21 protein-coding genes are annotated in these 17,284 nt (G+C 41.2%); 10 read left to right on the forward strand and 11 right to left on the reverse strand.

Annotated features, from left to right (window positions below; genetic code table 11):
* Nucleotides 1-235 precede the first annotated feature (235 nt).
* Complete coding sequence (locus PW252_RS04795) at nucleotides 236-1,345, reverse strand: NAD(P)/FAD-dependent oxidoreductase (protein WP_248049749.1); 1,110 nt, start codon at nucleotides 1,343-1,345, stop codon at nucleotides 236-238.
* Between the two features lie 85 nt (nucleotides 1,346-1,430).
* Here PW252_RS04795 and PW252_RS04800 point away from each other — a divergent pair, with 85 nt between their 5' ends.
* The 6 genes from PW252_RS04800 (at nucleotide 1,431) to PW252_RS04825 (ending at nucleotide 6,908) form a co-directional block, all read left to right on the forward strand.
* Nucleotides 1,431-2,051, forward strand: coding sequence for a GDSL-type esterase/lipase family protein (locus tag PW252_RS04800; protein ID WP_248049750.1), 621 nt, complete (start codon nucleotides 1,431-1,433; stop codon nucleotides 2,049-2,051).
* A 38-nt stretch (nucleotides 2,052-2,089) separates the two neighbouring features.
* Nucleotides 2,090-2,632 (forward strand): signal peptidase I, encoded by a 543-nt coding sequence (lepB, locus tag PW252_RS04805; RefSeq protein WP_248049751.1) that lies wholly within the window; start codon nucleotides 2,090-2,092, stop codon nucleotides 2,630-2,632.
* A 185-nt stretch (nucleotides 2,633-2,817) separates the two neighbouring features.
* Nucleotides 2,818-4,629, forward strand: coding sequence for a glutamine--fructose-6-phosphate transaminase (isomerizing) (glmS, locus tag PW252_RS04810; RefSeq protein WP_248049753.1), 1,812 nt, complete (start codon nucleotides 2,818-2,820; stop codon nucleotides 4,627-4,629).
* A gap of 139 nt (nucleotides 4,630-4,768) precedes the next feature.
* Nucleotides 4,769-5,410, forward strand: coding sequence for an amino acid ABC transporter permease (locus PW252_RS04815; protein ID WP_105242502.1), 642 nt, complete (start codon nucleotides 4,769-4,771; stop codon nucleotides 5,408-5,410).
* A 9-nt stretch (nucleotides 5,411-5,419) separates the two neighbouring features.
* A complete protein-coding gene (locus PW252_RS04820) occupies nucleotides 5,420-6,052 on the forward strand; it encodes an amino acid ABC transporter ATP-binding protein (protein WP_044764579.1) in 633 nt (210 codons plus the stop codon).
* 13 nt (nucleotides 6,053-6,065) lie between these two features.
* Nucleotides 6,066-6,908, forward strand: a complete 843-nt coding sequence (locus PW252_RS04825) for an amino acid ABC transporter substrate-binding protein (protein WP_248049755.1) — start codon at nucleotides 6,066-6,068, stop codon at nucleotides 6,906-6,908.
* 136 nt (nucleotides 6,909-7,044) lie between these two features.
* On the opposite strand, the gene PW252_RS04830 is transcribed toward PW252_RS04825, so the two are convergent.
* The 3 genes from PW252_RS04830 to PW252_RS04840 are packed head-to-tail and all read right to left on the reverse strand — an operon-like array spanning nucleotide 7,045 to nucleotide 9,506.
* The gene (locus tag PW252_RS04830; protein WP_248049758.1) at nucleotides 7,045-8,235 is read right to left on the reverse strand and encodes a cation diffusion facilitator family transporter; all 1,191 of its coding nucleotides are present in this window, start codon (nucleotides 8,233-8,235) and stop codon (nucleotides 7,045-7,047) included.
* Between the two features lie 58 nt (nucleotides 8,236-8,293).
* Complete coding sequence (locus PW252_RS04835) at nucleotides 8,294-8,743, reverse strand: threonine/serine exporter family protein (protein ID WP_248049760.1); 450 nt, start codon at nucleotides 8,741-8,743, stop codon at nucleotides 8,294-8,296.
* Nucleotides 8,744-8,747: 4 nt separating this feature from the next.
* Nucleotides 8,748-9,506 (reverse strand): threonine/serine exporter family protein, encoded by a 759-nt coding sequence (locus PW252_RS04840; protein WP_248049762.1) that lies wholly within the window; start codon nucleotides 9,504-9,506, stop codon nucleotides 8,748-8,750.
* Between the two features lie 154 nt (nucleotides 9,507-9,660).
* On the opposite strand from PW252_RS04840, the gene PW252_RS04845 reads away from it, so the two are divergent.
* Nucleotides 9,661-10,113, forward strand: a complete 453-nt coding sequence (locus PW252_RS04845) for a MarR family winged helix-turn-helix transcriptional regulator (RefSeq protein ID WP_248049764.1) — start codon at nucleotides 9,661-9,663, stop codon at nucleotides 10,111-10,113.
* A gap of 4 nt (nucleotides 10,114-10,117) precedes the next feature.
* Nucleotides 10,118-10,477 (forward strand): DUF1304 domain-containing protein, encoded by a 360-nt coding sequence (locus PW252_RS04850; RefSeq protein WP_172091472.1) that lies wholly within the window; start codon nucleotides 10,118-10,120, stop codon nucleotides 10,475-10,477.
* A 35-nt stretch (nucleotides 10,478-10,512) separates the two neighbouring features.
* Here PW252_RS04850 and PW252_RS04855 read toward each other — a convergent pair whose 3' ends face one another.
* The 7 genes from PW252_RS04855 to PW252_RS04885 all read right to left on the reverse strand — a co-directional run bounded on the left by PW252_RS04855 (nucleotide 10,513) and on the right by PW252_RS04885 (nucleotide 16,084).
* Nucleotides 10,513-11,367, reverse strand: coding sequence for a DUF4097 family beta strand repeat-containing protein (locus PW252_RS04855; RefSeq protein ID WP_248049766.1), 855 nt, complete (start codon nucleotides 11,365-11,367; stop codon nucleotides 10,513-10,515).
* A complete protein-coding gene (locus PW252_RS04860; protein WP_248049767.1) occupies nucleotides 11,354-11,932 on the reverse strand; it encodes a DUF1700 domain-containing protein in 579 nt (192 codons plus the stop codon). The genes PW252_RS04855 and PW252_RS04860 overlap by 14 nt, the downstream gene beginning before the upstream one ends.
* 11 nt (nucleotides 11,933-11,943) lie before the next feature.
* On the reverse strand, nucleotides 11,944-13,056 hold the full coding sequence (locus tag PW252_RS04865; protein WP_248049769.1) for a DUF4097 family beta strand repeat-containing protein: 1,113 nt from the start codon (nucleotides 13,054-13,056) through the stop codon (nucleotides 11,944-11,946).
* Nucleotides 13,053-13,370 (reverse strand): PadR family transcriptional regulator, encoded by a 318-nt coding sequence (locus tag PW252_RS04870; RefSeq protein ID WP_248049771.1) that lies wholly within the window; start codon nucleotides 13,368-13,370, stop codon nucleotides 13,053-13,055. The genes PW252_RS04865 and PW252_RS04870 overlap by 4 nt, the downstream gene beginning before the upstream one ends.
* Nucleotides 13,371-13,520: 150 nt before the next feature.
* Nucleotides 13,521-13,919 carry a DUF5684 domain-containing protein gene (locus PW252_RS04875; protein WP_105117962.1) on the reverse strand — a complete coding sequence of 133 codons (399 nt, stop codon included), beginning with the start codon at nucleotides 13,917-13,919 and terminating at the stop codon, nucleotides 13,521-13,523.
* 119 nt (nucleotides 13,920-14,038) lie between these two features.
* Entirely contained in the window at nucleotides 14,039-15,259 is a 1,221-nt protein-coding gene (pepT, locus tag PW252_RS04880) for a peptidase T (protein WP_248049772.1), read from the reverse strand.
* A 9-nt stretch (nucleotides 15,260-15,268) separates the two neighbouring features.
* Complete coding sequence (locus tag PW252_RS04885) at nucleotides 15,269-16,084, reverse strand: Cof-type HAD-IIB family hydrolase (RefSeq protein ID WP_248049773.1); 816 nt, start codon at nucleotides 16,082-16,084, stop codon at nucleotides 15,269-15,271.
* A gap of 197 nt (nucleotides 16,085-16,281) precedes the next feature.
* On the opposite strand from PW252_RS04885, the gene PW252_RS04890 reads away from it, so the two are divergent.
* Nucleotides 16,282-16,737: a GNAT family N-acetyltransferase gene (locus PW252_RS04890; protein WP_248049775.1), complete on the forward strand. Its 456-nt coding sequence runs from the start codon at nucleotides 16,282-16,284 to the stop codon at nucleotides 16,735-16,737.
* A 69-nt stretch (nucleotides 16,738-16,806) separates the two neighbouring features.
* On the forward strand, nucleotides 16,807-17,274 hold the full coding sequence (locus tag PW252_RS04895) for an SRPBCC domain-containing protein (protein ID WP_248049776.1): 468 nt from the start codon (nucleotides 16,807-16,809) through the stop codon (nucleotides 17,272-17,274).
* The last annotated feature ends 10 nt before the right edge of the window (nucleotides 17,275-17,284 follow it).

Here is a 17,284-nt window from a genome sequence, read left to right on the forward strand (position 1 = left end):
AATTGGTAGATTTGTTCGTGTTTTACACTCCAAATCTGACCATTACGACTGTTGCGAACAAAGTTCGCTCTATTTCCAACCTCCAACAGTCACTACTCTGACTGTTGGAGCTATGCGGGGGTGGGAGTGAAACAGTCTGGGGATAGACTGTTTCAGCTCAACAACATGAAATAATGACTTGTTGACGAACTCTTTTTTTACCAGTCGAGTTCTTTCCCGCTCCCTTTTAGCTATATTATAGTTTTTGAATGTAGTTATTAGGTGAATAGGCAGTACGGTCGAAGCTGGTTTCCTTTCCTAAAATTTCTTGAGCGATTTGCCAGCCGATGAATGGACCATTTGTCAAACCAGAGGAACCTAGACCGCTAGCAACCCAAACATTCTTCATGTCTTCGATATTGCCATAAAATGGTGCATAGTTTGAAGTGTAGGCACGGGTTCCGATACGTGTTCTGGCAACGGGATAGTTGGCTAAGTCTGGCATAAACTCGGTTGCCTTATCTTGCATAGCTTGGATTTTTTCAGGGTCGAGTGTCAGGTCATAACCCATATCATCCTCGTGTGTAGCTCCCACGATGATTTTACCATTTTCAAATGGCAGTATATCAATTTGCCCATAGGGCATGCAGACTGGCCAGTTGTTTGTGTCGTATTGGGTATCTAATTCCAACAATTGTCCTTTTTGTGGACGAATGTCCACCTGATAACCAAGAGGTTCTAGGATATGTGGTAACCAGGCTCCTGTAGCCAGGATGATGTGGTCGGCTGTCAGCTCTTGTCCATCTAGTTTGACAGTGTGAGCGTCTAGCAGTCTTGCTTGACCTTGAAGACGCGCTCCGCCATTTTTCAAAACTTCTTCTTGCAAAATGTCAATCAGACGCCCACCATCGATACGGCCGCCTCCTTCTAAATGAATGCCGTAAAAGTCAGGTTTGAGCGGTGGGAGATAATCGCTGATTTCTTCGCCTTGCAAGCTTGTAATTTGACCAATGGTGGGAGTATCTACACGGCGGTCTTCCGCAATCTTTTGGATTTTTTCTAGCAATTCTGGCTTGCTCTTCAGGCCGATAGTTCCAGTCTGTTTAAAAGGAATGTCCATGGCTCCAGTAGCCTCTAGATCTGCGACCAATTTGCGATAGAAGACTGCGCCTTCGGAAGTCAGTTTATACCAATCTTTATTTTTCTTTTGGGCCATCCAAGGGCATATAATCCCAGCAGCTGCACGAGTAGCGGTGCCGACACCATGGTCAATGAGGGTTAGGTTGACAGTTTCATCTTGGGAGAGGTAGAAGGCAGCTGTTGAGCCGACAATCCCTCCGCCTATAATCATCACGTTTTTTTCCATATGTTCATTATATCACAAATTCAGAAGTTTATTTATTTTTTTCAAGATGGTACAATAGAATAATAAGAAAATCAGAGGAGTTCACGTGTCAGATATTATGTATCCAGAGGTCCTAACCGTTGGAAGTGGGGCCATAAAAGTTGCAACAGTTGGCGATAGCCTGACCTACGGTTACGGACTGGAGAACCGTGAAAAAGATGCCTATCCCTGTATTTTAGCAGAGAAGCTGGGGCATCTTTATCAGGTGTCCAATTTCGGCTTAAGTGGTCGTTCGCTTCAGTCGACGTCGGATTATCCCTATTTTAAAGAGAAAAATGCCCAGTTATCACTTGAGAGTGAGGCGGATATTGTCATTATCATGATTGGTAGCAATGACAGCCGTGGTCCATACTGGAATAAGGAGCGATTTATTAGCGAATATAGGGAAATGGCAGAGCGGTACTTGAGTTTGCCTAGCCAACCAGATCTTTACTTGGTCATTCCACCATTCGTGCCAACCAGTCGCTTCGGGCTCAATAATCAGATTATAGAAGACGAATTGCAAACCATTATTACAGCCATTGGTCAGGAATTGGATGTGCCAGTTATCAACCTCTATCCCTTAACCAAGGGGCATTTGGAATATTATAGCGATGGCTTGCACTTGACACCTCTTGGAAATCAAGTCATTGCAGAGGAAATATACCGTCATCTTATCAATGGATAACCTGAGTTTATGGTATAATAGTATTGATTGGAGAGATTATGGTAAAGAGAGATTTAGTAAAGCAGATAAGTTTGGTCATTCTGTTGATTTTTGGATTGATTGGTTTGAGAGTATGGTTCTTTGAACCAGTAACCATCACATCCCAGATGGCAAATAACTATATCAAAGAAGGCGACTTTATTGTAACAGTTCGCAAGGCTGACTTAACACATGGGGATTTCGTTCTCTATAGGCATGAAGGTAAAGAATATGTCAGTCGTATTATTGCCATGGAAGACGAAACCGTTACATATATGGATGATGTCTTATATAAAAACGATGTGATTGTTTCGGAGAATTATTTGCAGACTCCGCATTCTCAGGAGAGTTATACAGAAGATTTCAATCTCGCAACCTTGACTGGTGGCCAACATATCAGTATTCCAAAAAAGCATTATCTGGTTCTGAACGACGTTCGGACAAATAGACAGGACAGCCGTAGCTTTGGTTTAATTGCTGAAAAACATATTATTGGGCGACTGACCTTCCGTTTAAGTCCCCTCTCAGAATTTGGTTTTATTAAGACAGGACTGGTCCAGTAGGGCTGGTCTTTTTTCAATCAATTTTCTGGCTTATTTTCAAAATCTGACTAGACCAATTTTTTTCTTGACAACACATATGACTTGTTATATACTGATTTCACTGGTCTTTTTCTGAAAAAAAGTTGACTAGACCAATTTATGAAAAAATGAAAGCCGATGTTAAGAAACATCGTAGGTGAAATGATATGTGTGGAATCGTTGGTGTTGTTGGAAATACAAACGCAACTGATATTTTGATTCAAGGACTTGAAAAATTAGAATACCGTGGTTATGATTCAGCAGGTATTTTTGTGACAGGTGGTGAGCAAGCTCATCTTGTGAAAGCAGTAGGTCGCATTGCAGAATTGTCTGAAAAAGTTGGCGATAAGACTGAAGGGACAACAGGGATCGGTCATACTCGTTGGGCGACTCATGGTAAGCCAACTGAGAACAACGCTCATCCACATACTTCTCAAACTGCTGGACATATCCTAGTTCACAACGGTGTGATTGAAAACTACGCAGAAATCAAAGAGGAATATCTTGCAGGTCATGACTTGAAAGGTCAGACGGACACAGAAATTGCTGTACACTTGATTGGTCAATTTGCTGAGGAAGGCTTGTCTACTTTGGAAGCCTTCAAAAAAGCTCTTCATATCATCCAAGGTTCATACGCCTTTGCCTTGATTGATGCTACGGATGCAGATACAATCTACGTTGCCAAAAATAAATCGCCACTTTTGATTGGTTTGGGTGATGGTTACAACATGGTCTGCTCAGATGCCATGGCGATGATTCGTGAAACAAGTGAATATATGGAAATCCATGACAAAGAATTGGTTATCGTGAAGAAAGATAGCGTAGAAGTTATGGACTATAATGGTAATGCTATTGAGCGCGGTAGCTACACAGCTGAATTGGACTTGTCAGACATCGGCAAAGGAACTTATCCCTACTACATGCTCAAGGAAATTGATGAGCAGCCAACTGTTATGCGTAAATTGATTAGCGCATACACAAATGAAGAAGGTAAAGTGACAGTTGATGCGGATATTATCAAGGCGGTACAAGAAGCTGACCGTATCTATATCTTGGCTGCTGGAACATCTTACCACGCAGGATTTGCCGCAAAAGACTTCTTGGAGAAGTTGACTGATACACCAGTGGAATTGGGTATTTCTTCTGAGTGGGGTTACAACATGCCACTCTTGAGCAAGAAACCTCTCTTTGTCATGATCAGCCAGTCTGGTGAAACAGCTGATAGCCGTCAGGTATTGGTGAAAGCAAATGAAATGGGCATCCCAAGCTTGACTGTGACCAACGTTCCAGGTTCTACCCTATCACGTGAGGCGACTTACACCATGTTGCTCCATGCAGGTCCAGAAATTGCGGTAGCTTCTACAAAAGCCTACACTGCACAGATTGCGACATTGGCAATCTTGGCTAAGGCTGTCGGTGATGCCAATGGCAATGCCTACGCGAAAGAATTTGACTTGGTGCATGAATTGTCCATCGTAGCTCAATCTATCGAGGCCAGCTTGTCAGAAAAAGATGTGATTGCTGAAAAAGTTGAAAAACTCTTATCAACTACTCGCAACGCATTCTATATCGGTCGTGGTAGTGACTACTACGTTTCTATGGAAGCCAGCTTGAAATTGAAAGAAATTTCATACATCCAATGTGAAGGCTTTGCGGCAGGTGAATTGAAACACGGTACCATTTCATTGATTGAAGACGGTGTTCCTGTCTTGGCCTTGATTTCAAATCATCCACACCTTGCAAGCCATACTCGAGGCAATATTCAGGAAGTAGTGGCGCGTGGTGCCAATGTCTTGACAATTGTAGATGAAGCAGTAGCTAAGGAAGAAGATGACATCACTGTTACAACAGTTCATCCATTCTTGTCAGCTATTGCAATGGTTGTTCCAACTCAGTTGATTGCCTACTATGCAACTTTACAACGTGGTTTAGACGTTGATAAGCCACGTAACTTGGCAAAATCGGTTACTGTTGAGTAGAAGGAAGGTCGAATTTATCGACCTTTTTTGCAATTTTATACAATTTTTAGGGAAATTATTCGAAAATTGAAAACTATTCTTTGAAATACAAGATATTTTCTGCTATACTAGAACCTAATCATTCTTTTAGGAGAATTCTATGGATTATGTTTTAGAAGTTCTGCCCAGTCTATTAAATGGAGCGGTGGTTTCCCTGCAAGTATTTTTTCTAGTTTTGATACTATCCTTGCCTCTGGGAGCTGTTCTTGCCTTTTTAATACAAATAAAATTTAAACCCTTGCAATGGCTATTGCATTTCTACGTTTTAATTATGCGTGGAACTCCCTTGCTCTTGCAACTGATTTTTGTCTATTATGTTTTACCTAGTGTTGGTATCACTTTTGACCGTATGCCTGCTGTTATCTTGGCTTTTACGCTTAATTATGCAGCCTATTTTTCAGAAATTTTCCGTGGTGGTATAGAGGCGATTCCTAAAGGTCAGTATGAAGCTGCTAAGGTCTTGAAATTTACTCCTGTTCAGACCATTCGTTATATCGTCTTGCCACAGGTGGTGAAAATTGTCTTGCCAAGTGTATTCAATGAAGTAATGACCTTGGTCAAGGATACATCCTTGGTATATGCCTTAGGGGTTAGCGACCTCTTGCTTGCTAGCCGAACTGCAGCCAACCGTGACGCAAGTTTGGCACCAATGTTTATTGCAGGAGCAATCTATCTGTTGATGATTGGAGCTGTTACACTTATTTCTAAACAAGTAGAAAAGAAATTTGACTATTATAGATAGGAGGAAGTCATGTTAGAACTACGCAATCTATCCAAACGATTTGATAATAAACAGATTTTCTCCAACTATGATTTGGTCATTCCAGAGGGGAAAATAATTGCCATCGTCGGTCAATCAGGTGGCGGTAAGACTACTCTTTTACGGATGTTGGCAGGATTGGAAACCATTGATTCAGGAACCTTGATTTATAATGGTCAAGAACTGCCACTTGAGGAATTGGGGAAACGACATCTGCTGGGCTTTGTCTTCCAAGACTTCCAGCTTTTCCCACACCTATCCGTTTTGGAAAACTTGGTTCTCTCTCCTATGAAAACGCAGAATATGTCGCGTTCAGAGGCGGAAGACAAGGCCCTTAAACTCTTGGATACTCTTGGCCTGGCTAACCACGCTACTGCCTATCCGTTTTCACTATCGGGTGGACAAAAGCAACGTGTGGCTTTGGCGCGTGCTATGATGATTGATCCTGAGATTATCGGCTATGATGAACCAACCTCGGCCTTAGACCCTGAATTGAGAAAAGAAGTTGAAAAACTCATTCTTGAAAATAGGGCTACTGGAATCACGCAAATTGTGGTCACCCACGATATGCAATTTGCCGAAAATATAGCAGATGAAATCATCAAGATTGAACCGAAACATTAAGAAAAGGAATAAAATGATGATGAATATGAAAAAAATGATGCTTGGAGCTGCGGCTCTTGTAACCAGTTTTGCTCTTGTTGCTTGTGGCTCTAGCCAGTCAACAACTAAGTCTGACAATTGGTCAACTTATGAATCTGAGAAGTCTATTACTATTGGTTTTGATAAGACCTTTGTCCCAATGGGCTTTGAAGAGGCTGATGGTACATATACTGGTTTTGATATTGATTTGGCAACAGCAGTTTTTGACAAATATGGTATTGAAGTCAAATGGCAACCTATTGATTGGGATTTGAAAGAAACTGAATTGAACAATGGCAATATTGATTTGATTTGGAATGGCTATTCTGTAACTGATGAGCGCAAGGAGAAAGTTCTCTTTACTGATTCGTATATGGATAACCAGCAAGTTCTTGTGACAAAAAAATCATCCAATATCAGTCAAGTTTCTGACATGGCGGATAAGATTTTGGGTGCGCAAGCAGGTTCTTCTGGCTACTCAGTCTTTGAATCTCAACCAGCAATCTTGAAAGACATCGTTCAGAATAATGATGCAAGTCAGTATGCGACATTTAACGAAGCCTTGATTGACTTGAAAAATGATCGTATCGATGGTCTTTTGATTGACCGTGTTTATGCAAACTATTACTTGCAACAAGAGGGAATTATTGCAGACTACAACATTATTGATGCTGGTTTTGAAAATGAAACCTTCGGAGTAGGTGCTCGTAAGTCAGATACGACACTAGTTGAGAACATCAACAAAGCCTTTACTGAACTGTATAAAGAAGGAAAATTCCAAGAAATTTCACAAAAATGGTTCGGTGAAGATATTGCCACAGACGCAGTGAAAAACTAATACTCTTCGAAAATCAACATTATCCCTTGTCAAGAGCCTAGATGAACTTCAGTTCTATCGTCGGCTTCGTTTCCTAGGCTACTTTTGATTTTCATTGAGTATAAATAATAATAAACGAAAAGCCTTGTCGAAATGACTAGGCTTTTTTGGATATTTGATGAAATACCACTGTCCAATTTTCATGCCGTCGCCAGAGGGATGTGTGGACGTAGTCGCCAATTTCGAAGGTGACTAGTTTGGATTTCTGACTGACAGAGGTCATTTGGTAGTTGGAGAGGTAGGTGGATTGGACTGGATGGGCTTGGAGCATCTCAGCCTTGTTGAGGTAACGACCTTTGGCATCAATCAAGAGATAGTTCTCATCAATTAAATCTTCATAACCAGGTTCATGAGCTTGAATTTCTGATTCCAAGCGGTAAAGTTTATCAAAGACATGTTCAAAGATTTCGTCATGTGGAATTTCGGAGGGTTCGACATGGATATCAACATCAAAAACACCGTGTTTTAAGGTGAGAAGTTGCTCCACCTGTTCGGTAATTTCATGGCTTTCATAGACGGACAAATCTGGATTCATTTCTAAAACAATATCCAGATAGATGTTGGCGCCATAAGTTCGGCCACGCTGGGATTTGACGGCAACAATTTTGGGGAGTTTAAGAATATCTTCTTCATATTTATGTAGGAGTTCCTCATCAAAACCGTCAGAAAGAGTAAAGAAACTCTCCATGAAAATCTCATAGGCCGTTTTCAAGATGAAGAAGGTGATAATAACGGCAGCAATTTTATCGACAATGGGGAAATTGAAGGCTGCTGCAATAATAGCAATAGATGTTCCAATAGAAGTCACGGCGTCGGAGAGGTTATCTTTTGCAGTTGCTTCTAAGGCTTTGGAATGAACCTTCTTAGCGAGTGATTTATTGTAAAGATAAACACCGACCATTACAAGTGCTGAGAAAATACCAACTATTGCTCCGGTCATATCAATCTCTACAGTTTGGTTGCTCATGATTTTGATAAGGGTGGAGTAAAGAACTTGGAAACCAACCACAAACATGATGAAAGATGTAATGAGGCTAGCTAAATCTTCCATTTTCCAGTGACCAAACTTATGATCTGTATCCGCTGGTTTCTGAGCCATTCGCAGACCGACTAGGACGGCGATATTGCCAATAATATCCGAAATATTATTAAAGGCATCGGCAGTCAGTGCATCAGAATGAAAAATATGACCAGCAGCCAACTTGATACCTGAGAGGGCAATATAGGCTGTGATGGAAATGATGGCACCACGTTCGGCAAGTTTTAAGTTCTGAATTTGTTGTTTCATAGCTCCTCCTAAACATATTCATTTATTCTAACAAAAAGTCTACCTGCTTTCAAGAAACTCAGATAGACTTTTTAGTTTGAAGATAGCGATAAATTTGCATCAGGATGGTTCCACTGGTCATGCCAATTGGTATAACCAGTGCGAGCATAAGCACGGTAGTCGTATTTACCAAGGCTTCTTTATAGTTTTCTGATACAAATTGCGTAGTTGCCAAATAGGCTCGATAGCCAGGAACTAAGGGGGCAAGAATGGCTAAAGAGAAAATAACGGATGGTGTTTTATACAGAATACTCAATATTTGACTAATACAGGATCCTACAATAGCAGCTATAAGTGTTGCAATGATAACATTGGTCGGACCAAGAAGGAGTAGGTAGAGCAACCAGACACACATACCCAATATCCCACCTGGAATAAGCAACTGTTTCTGAACATTGAGAACAATAAGAAAGGCGGCGATAGCAATGTAAGAAGCTATAGCCTGTAAGATAAAATAAAGTACATTCATTGATCTACCCCACAATTAAGAGTGCAACGGTTGTCCCTGCTCCTAGGGAGAGGATGACAAGCAAGGTTTGGAAGATTTTTGTCATTCCAGTATTGAGATGGTTGGTCATCAAGTCCCGTACAGCATTTGTAAAGGCAATCCCAGGGACAAACGGCATAACTGCACCAGCATTTATCATATTGGGATTGATAGGTAGGTCAGAATACTTTGCAAGCAGTAAAGAGAATAGGGAAAAAGCCAAAGCTCCAGCAAATTTCGATACAAACTCAATCCGAATAAGACGATCTACCAAGAGGGAGAAGGGAAAAGCCAGTAAGGTCGCAAAGACTGTCGTTATTGCATCCAATAAATTGCCACCAAACATGATGGTAAAAAAGGGGGCAGCTAGGGCGGCTGCTAAAATCGTTTGGAGTTGTGTATAGGGCAGGGGCAGGTTTCGGATAGTTTTCAATTCATTTTGTGCAGTTTCTAGGCTCATTTGTCCTGCGGTTAAGGTACGAGAAATCTGATTGACCAGACAAACTTTTTGCATATCGTGTACTGGATTGACAATCCGTTTCATTCGAGAAATATTGGTATGATCTATTGAAAAGAAGATGGCGGCTGGGATGGCTAAGACATTTGCATTTTCTATTCCTTGTGAACGGGCAATCCGAACCATGGTATCTTCTACTCGGTGGATTTCAGCACCACTTTGTAAGAGAATGGCACCCGCTAACATGAGCACATCAATCGCTAAGTTGAGTTCTTTTGTATCGTTCATGGTAGCCTCCGTTTCCTAATATAAAACTATTATACCAAAACTTGCTTTTTACATGATAGAGTTTTCTAAAGTTAAGCAAAATTCTTGAAAAATATTCGTATTCTGATATAATTGATTTATCAACAGTTGATAAATCAACAAAAAAGGTGGAAATATGAAACATCTTTCTCAATTACTTTATCAGCTAAAACTTGCAGACGAGGCAGTCACTAGTTTGTTTGAAAAGGGGTTAGGGATTAGTCTGACCCGTTATCAGCTTTTGACCAACTTGCTTGACCAAGCTCCCTGTTCACAACAAGATTTACAGGAAAAACTTCAAATTGACCGTGCAGCCATAACCCGACATTTAAAAATTTTAGAGGACAAGGGCTATATTCAAAGGGAGCGCAATCCTGAAAATCAAAGAGAAATGCTGGTTCAACCCACCCAGTATGCAGTAAATGAATTACAGGTTCATCCAACTGCCCAACACCTAGCCGTGAAAGCTGCAATGGAAAGCATTTTGTCTGATGAGGAAGAAGAGCGATTGAGCTATCTTTTGAAGAAATTAGTTTCTGGTCTTCAAGACCTGCCTCTTGAAACTGTCATTGAAGAAAAAGGAGAATAAACTTATGTCAATTTTTACAACTATTTTAGCTAGCATTGTAGCCCTTGAGCATCTGTACATCATGTACCTTGAAACTTTCGCGACCCAGTCTGAAAAGACAAGCCAGACATTTGGTATGGATCAAGAAGAATTATCACGTCAATCCGTTTCGGCTTTGTTTAAAAATCAGGGTATCTATAATGGTCTAGTAGCTGTATTTCTTTTTTATGGAATTTTCACAGGCAATCTTGAAATTACCACAATTTTTGTCTTGTTTGTGATTGCGGCGGCTGTCTATGGGGCAATATCTTCCAATCCTAAAATCCTATTAAAACAAGGTGGACCAGCAATCTTGGCCTTAATTTCTATTTTGTTGTTTAAATAAACGAAAAAGCCTTCCGTCAGGAGGGCTTTTAGCGATTACCGGATGCTCAATTCACCATCTAGTGTAGAGATGTGGAGGTAATTAGTGGCTTGGGGATTGGAATAGGTTGGAAGGTCAATTCCCAGATTATTTTGACTGGCATCTATATAGATGTCAGTTTTTGTTTTGGGATGAAGAGAAATGTCAATCGAACCATTGTAATTACTGATGTTATGTCTTCCTACTAGTTTTAGATTTTCTGCTTTAAAATCCCCATCCTCAACAGTTAGAATACTCCCGGTAGTATCTGTGATATCCGCTGGACTTGTTAATGTGGACTGATTGATTGCTACTTCTCCATTGATGTGTAATAGACTACTAAGGCTGATGTGACTGTTTTCAATCAAGATGTCCCCATCTTCTGCAGTGAGTTCAAAATTTTGAATAGTTACTTTATCCAGATAAAGATCTCCTTGAAGGGTGCCTGAGAGTGTTTCGATTGTGCTGTTTTTGGGGATCTGTAAAACTGGTTGGTAGTAGGCAATATTCTGGTCATTGACAAGATGTAAGATGGGCTCGAGTAAACCATCATAAGAAACGATGCCTTGAAAAGCACTAGAAATACTTAACTTTCCATCTTGAACTTGGTGACTGAGGAGGTCGATGTCTTTATGCTGATTTCGGTAGTAATGGAGGTGGAATTGGTTGTCGGGCGAGGGCATGATGGACAGTTTTTCATTAACTTCTATTGCCCTAATGTCCCTAAAACTGGTAGTTTGGGGCTGAAAATAGTTTTCTGCAACAAGTTTCATATTTGTCCAACCACCAGCTAGGTAGCTAATGAGGCTTAGAATAGCTCCAAGACTGAGCAGGCTCAGACTGATTTTCGTAAATGGTTTAAGCTCTTTCATGATACTCTCCTTTGCGAATCGTTCTTTGTATCCAGTGTAAAACAAGCAAGAAGGTTTTGCTTCCAAGGTCTAGAGTGAATTTACTACCCAAGAGGGTGAGTGCCAAGCAGACAAGGGCTAGCCCTGTGAAGAGTAGAGAGGTAGACCATGATAGTGTGAAGAGGTCAAAGGCGAGGAGTAGCTGGGTGATTGCCAGACTGAGGAGGACAATCCAGAGTGAGATAAGCAGTAGGAAGACACTGAAGATGAGCACGAGAAGGATGATGAAGAGGGCGACCAAGCTGATGGCTAGGGGTATGCCGATTGGGGCGGCAAGGATAGAGAGGATGGTCAGCCAAACCATATTGCTGGTATTGGGCTTATCCTCAATCTTCTCTTTATCATAGAGATTGGCTAGAATTTCACGGGCTGCATCTTTTGGACTGCCCAATTCTTTTATGGCTTGCTCGTCGTTTTCTTTCTCGTCGAAAAACTCATTGAAATAGTCCAAGGTATCTTGAAAATCTTCTTTTGGTAGGTGCTTGAGATGTTTTTCAAGCTTCTGTAAATATTCCTTGCGATTCATGGAAACCTCCTTTATCCAACAGTAAGCCGGCAGTCTTGACAATGAATAACCAGCTGAGCAGGGCTATTTTCTTGCCTATAGCTGAGATGAGTGATGTCATCCTCTTTCATTATTGTAAACGCCTTATCCCTTGGAAGTTTAAGGCTAGAATCCTCCTCAGTAATGTCTATGCTGATGTCTGTAGTAGGTTTAAATGTTAGAATAGTATCTTCGGCTTTACAGTTTAGGCTGTTTTCTAGTGCAAACTCGTTCAACTTCCAGACGCAATCTTCTAATTCTATGCTGGCATGTGACAGGTAAAGACTTGTCAGATTGATGATAGAATCACTAGCTTTCAGTGTCAAATCCCTTGATTGCCCACCTGAAATAGATAAGGTAGTATCTTCTAGCTGTAGAGAAGCTAGAGGACTTTGTAGATCCGACATTGTCAGACTAGTGTCAGTTGCCTTAAGAGCCAACTGTTCGCTTACTTGCACATCCACCATGGTTAGACTGCTATCTCTTGTGTTCAGATTAAGATTGGTAAGGGGCAGGAGTTTTTTAGGGATTTTGAGAATAGCAGAGCTGGCTTGATTGTTTGAGAAGTAGAGGTGATTAGGGGAAGGCTTGCTTGTTAGGTACAAACTATCCTGAACCAGTTGATAGTCAAAAGCCTGGTAGCTCCCATCTTCAGAAACAGGATTGTGCAATAAGACAGTTTCTCCGTCATAAGTTTGAACACTAAGAGCCTGATCTTCGAGAGAAATCTGTAGATTTGAAAACTCAGGTAATTCTTCAATCTTCGCCTCCAATTCCATCCTTTCTCTAGATTGAAAAGCTGAATGTTTGAAATTGTTGAAAAAACCATCCCAGTCAAATTGAAAATCAAAATCAAAGTTGAAATCAAATTGTTTAGATGAATGTGAAGCTCCTCGGTCTTCCTTAGCAATTAGGGCATCTTCGGGTAGGTTGGCGATGATTTCATTTGCTGCTTCTTGGGGGTTACCTAGTTCAGCAATGGCTGTCTGGTCATCACCTTTTTCATCAAAATATTCATTAAAATAGTCTAGAGCTTCTTGTCTAGCACTTGGATGGAGTTGTGTCAGTGCTTGTTCTAGTTGGTTCAAATACTCTGCGCGTGTCATTTTCGTAGGCTCCCTTCTATAATTCCGTCGATATGGTCTTTGTAGGCATTCCATTCATCCTGTAGGTAGGGGATGTGTTCTCGTCCAGCAGGAGTGATGGTGTAGTATTTTCTCTTTCTCCCTTGAAATTCTTGGGTATAGGTGGTGACGTAGCCCGCCTTTTCCAGTTTCTTCAAGATAGGGTAGAGCGTGGATTCCTTTATATCAGCAACTATCTTGATGGTTTGGCTGATTTCATAGCCATAAGAATCTTGTTTCTCCACGATGGCCAAGATTAGAAATTCAATCAAGATAGAGGATACGGGGTAGTACATGAAATCACCTCTTTATCTTTATGTAATTATTTTATATATAAATTATATACCTATCATTTACTAAAATCAAGTAATTATATAAATTTTTTATATATTTTTTAAAAAAGTAAAAGCAACCCTTCCAAATAGGAAAAGTTGCTTCATTTGATATTAGTCGATAAAGAAAGTTTGTGGTCCTTGGTAGCGGCTACCGTCATTGAAGGCAATGTAGACATTGAAAAGTGGTGTAAACAAGACATAGAAGATGGCTTGAATATCAGACAAACCAAATGCTTTACCATAGCAGTAAGTCAAATAAATGCCATAAAGTGGTCCAGCAAGTGGGATGAGTAGGAAGAGGATAAACCAACCCTTGTCTTCGCCGAATGTGATACATTGTTGGACGTATAGGTTGTAGAAAGGAATGAGAGATTTCCAACCAGCATAGCCAGCTTTTTTAAAGAGGATGAAGTTGGAAATAGTTACGAGGACATACCAAATGAGTGAAAAAATCATACCGGCTCCCCAAAGCCCAACTAAAATACCTTGTGCAAATGTTTCTTCTGTCATAATAAAACTCCATTTCTTTTTGATGGTTCTATTATAACAGTATTATTTAAATAATACAATAGTTATATCGAACAATTTTCAAAAAAAGTAGATTTTTTCAGAAAACCTACTTTTCTTTCTTATTTGTAAGCTACAATACCTAAAATCACATCAACAGCTTTTTCCATGGTTTGCAGGCTGACGAACTCGAAGCGGCCGTGCATGTTTTCACCACCAGCGAAGATGTTTGGCGTTGGAATGCCCATGAAGGAAATCTTAGAGCCGTCTGTTCCTCCACGAACTGGCTCAATCAGTGGCTTGATATCCAGATTTTCCATGACCTCTTTTGCGATGTTGATTGGGGTCATGTCTTTTTCGATGATTTTCTTCATGTTGTAGTATTGGTCATGCAGGTTGACGATAACGCGTGGGGTGTCAAACTTGGCATTCATCTTTTCAGCAATGTCCAGCATGAGCTGTTTGCGGGCAAGGAAATCTTCTTCTTCGAAGTCGCGGATGATGTAGGTGGTAGAAGCAGTATCGACACTCCCTTCCATATTCATCAAGTGGAAGAAACCTTCGTAACCTTCAGTTTTTTCAGGACGGTCTGCTTCTGGAAGGGCATTGTGGAAATCAATAGCCATCTGGAAGGCGTTGATCATCTGGTATTTGGCAGATCCTGGGTGGACGTTGCGACCTAGGAAGTCAATCTTGGCAGCAGCTGCTGAGAAGGTTTCGTACTGGAGTTCGCCAAGAGGTCCACCGTCCATGGTGTAGGCAAAGTCCACATCAAAGTCTTCTACATCAAACTTGTCAGCACCGACACCGATTTCCTCGTCAGGACCAAAACCGACACGGATTTCGCAATGTTTGATGTCGGGATTTTGGACTAGGTACTCGATAGCAGTCATGATTTCTGCAATTCCGGACTTGTCATCAGAACCTAGCAAGGTCGTACCATCTGTCGTAATCAGGGTTTGACCGTGGTAGTTAGCCAGTTGTGGGAAGTCTTTTGGATGCAATTCATAGCCAGAAGTTCCCAAGGCAATTGGATTGCCGTCGTAGTTTTCGATGATTTGCGGATTGACACCTTCTGCGTTGAAATCAGCCGTATCCATATGGGCGATAAAACCAATCTTGCGTGTCAAACTGGGGTCGTTGGCAGGGAGTGTTCCCACTGCAAAGCCGTTCGGCAGGTAGTGGACATTCTGTAAGCCAATCCGTTTCATTTCAGGTAGAAGGATGTTTTGTGCGAACTCAACTTGGTTTTGAGTAGAAGGTGTGGTGGTTGAGTGCTCGTCTGAACGGGTGTTTTCTTTTACATAGACTAAAAAGCGGTCTAAGAGTGTTGGGTATTTCATAATATCTCCTTATTTGTTCAAAATATGTTTTTCAATGGCTTTGGCAACGCCGTTGTTTTCATTGGTGTCTGTGATGTCTTGAGCGATAGCCTTGACCTGCTCGTTCGCGTTGCCCATGGCAATACCAAGTCCAACAAATTCAATCATTTCAAGGTCGTTGTTGGCATCTCCCATTGCCATGATTTCCTCAGGTAAAATCCCCAGGCGGTCTGCCAATTTTTTAAGACCAGAAGCCTTGCTGGCACCGTTTGGCAGAATTTCCAAGAGATAGTCTTGTGAACGAACGGTGGAGTATTTCTGACTGAGTACAGAGTTATGTTGGTTTTCAAAGATATCGATATGCTCTTTTTCACCGACAAACATGGCTTCAAAGAAGCGGTGTTTACCAGACGTTGCCTCGTCCAAGTCAATTGGCTGTGGTGTCATACCGACTAAACTAGCATCCAAGTTCACTCGGTCATTGGCTTTTTCCGCAAGAACGAAATAATCTTCCTCATCGAAGAGGGAAATCTGTACATGGTCATTCTCAATAAAAGTAGCAAGATAGTCAATATCAGCAATAGACAGTTCTTCCCAGTCAATCAGTGCCCAATCCTTTGTCGAATGCGTTGAACAACCATTATTGACAATAATAAATTCTTCCTCGGTGTCAAAGCCGAGCTGCTCTACAAAGGGCTTAACGCCAACCAAAGGCCGTCCTGTACAGAGCACAACTGTTACACCAGCCTCTACAGCCTTATGAATAGCATCGATTTGCGGCTGCATCAGTTCTTTTTCCTCATTTAAGAGCGTTCCGTCCATATCAAGGGCGAGTAATTTAATCATATATTCCTCCTTGTTTCCAATACATCTAGTATAGCACAAATCGGGAGAGGACGGATTGAAATACTAAAAGAAATGCTATATAATAGAACAAAATAGAAAGGGGGCGATTGAGATGAAAGTATTAAAAAATAGAATTGCTGTAGAAAAAATGAATCAAGGGGAGGTTATCAGAAACTAATCTCCCAAAAGGAGTAAAAATGAAGATTGTAACTGTATCAACTGTCGCTGACAAGGCAAGGATTATCGAGGAGGTGTTAGCGGACTTGCCAGAATGGTTTGGTTTGCCTGAGAGTACCAGAGCTTACATTCAAGATGGTTCTGCCTTGCCGCTGTGGGCTGCCTATGATGCTGATGAAGCTGTTGGTTTTGTGACCCTGACTAATTCTTCGGAGGCTTGCGGAGATGTTCATTGTATGGGCATCAAGAAAGCCTATCATCGCCAGGGAATTGGACGTTTGCTCATGCAAGCCTTGGAGGAAGAGGCTCGGAAGGACTATGCCTACTTGCAAGTCAAGACAGTGGATGAAGGGCATTATAAGGAATACGACCAGACCATTGCTTTTTATAAATCCTGCGGTTTTGTCAAGTTAGAGGTATTTCCGACCCTCTGGGATGAATGGAATCCTTGCTTGGTCATGGTTAAAAAGTTATAAACACATAGAGAACATCGGATATAGACCGGTGTTTTTTGGTATAATAGAAGGATAGAATAGGAGTTTCGTATGAAGATTGCTGTTAAAAAAGAGGCAGAGAAATATCTGCTCAACATTTGCTACACTGTTCCAGCTAATTTGGCGGAGGCATGGGATTTGTTGGCGACGGATAGTGGCTTTGCTCGCTGGTTTCCTCAGTTGAGGGTCGAAGGTGACAAGTTGGTATTTGAAATGGAAAACTTCCGTGAAGCGATGGATTTATTGGCCTATCAACCACAGGAAAAAATTGCTTACACTTGGGATACTGCCACGGTTTCTTTCAGTTTGAGCCAGCAGGAGCAAGGAACCTTGATTGTCTTTGAGGAAGAAATCCCAGTCGATTTTGGTAACGAGTATGCGGATGCTCAAAAAGATATGACAGGTTGGTTGGTGCAGAATGAATGTATCAAAAACCTCTTAGAAGGTCAGGACCTGCCTGCAGGTCAACCATTACAGGAAAAATGGTTGGCTTTCTTAGAAAAGGAATTGAAGTTGTAGAAAATGAGGT

The organism is Streptococcus sp. 29887, from assembly GCF_032595075.1.
In the GTDB taxonomy this organism is placed as follows: domain Bacteria; phylum Bacillota; class Bacilli; order Lactobacillales; family Streptococcaceae; genus Streptococcus; species Streptococcus iners.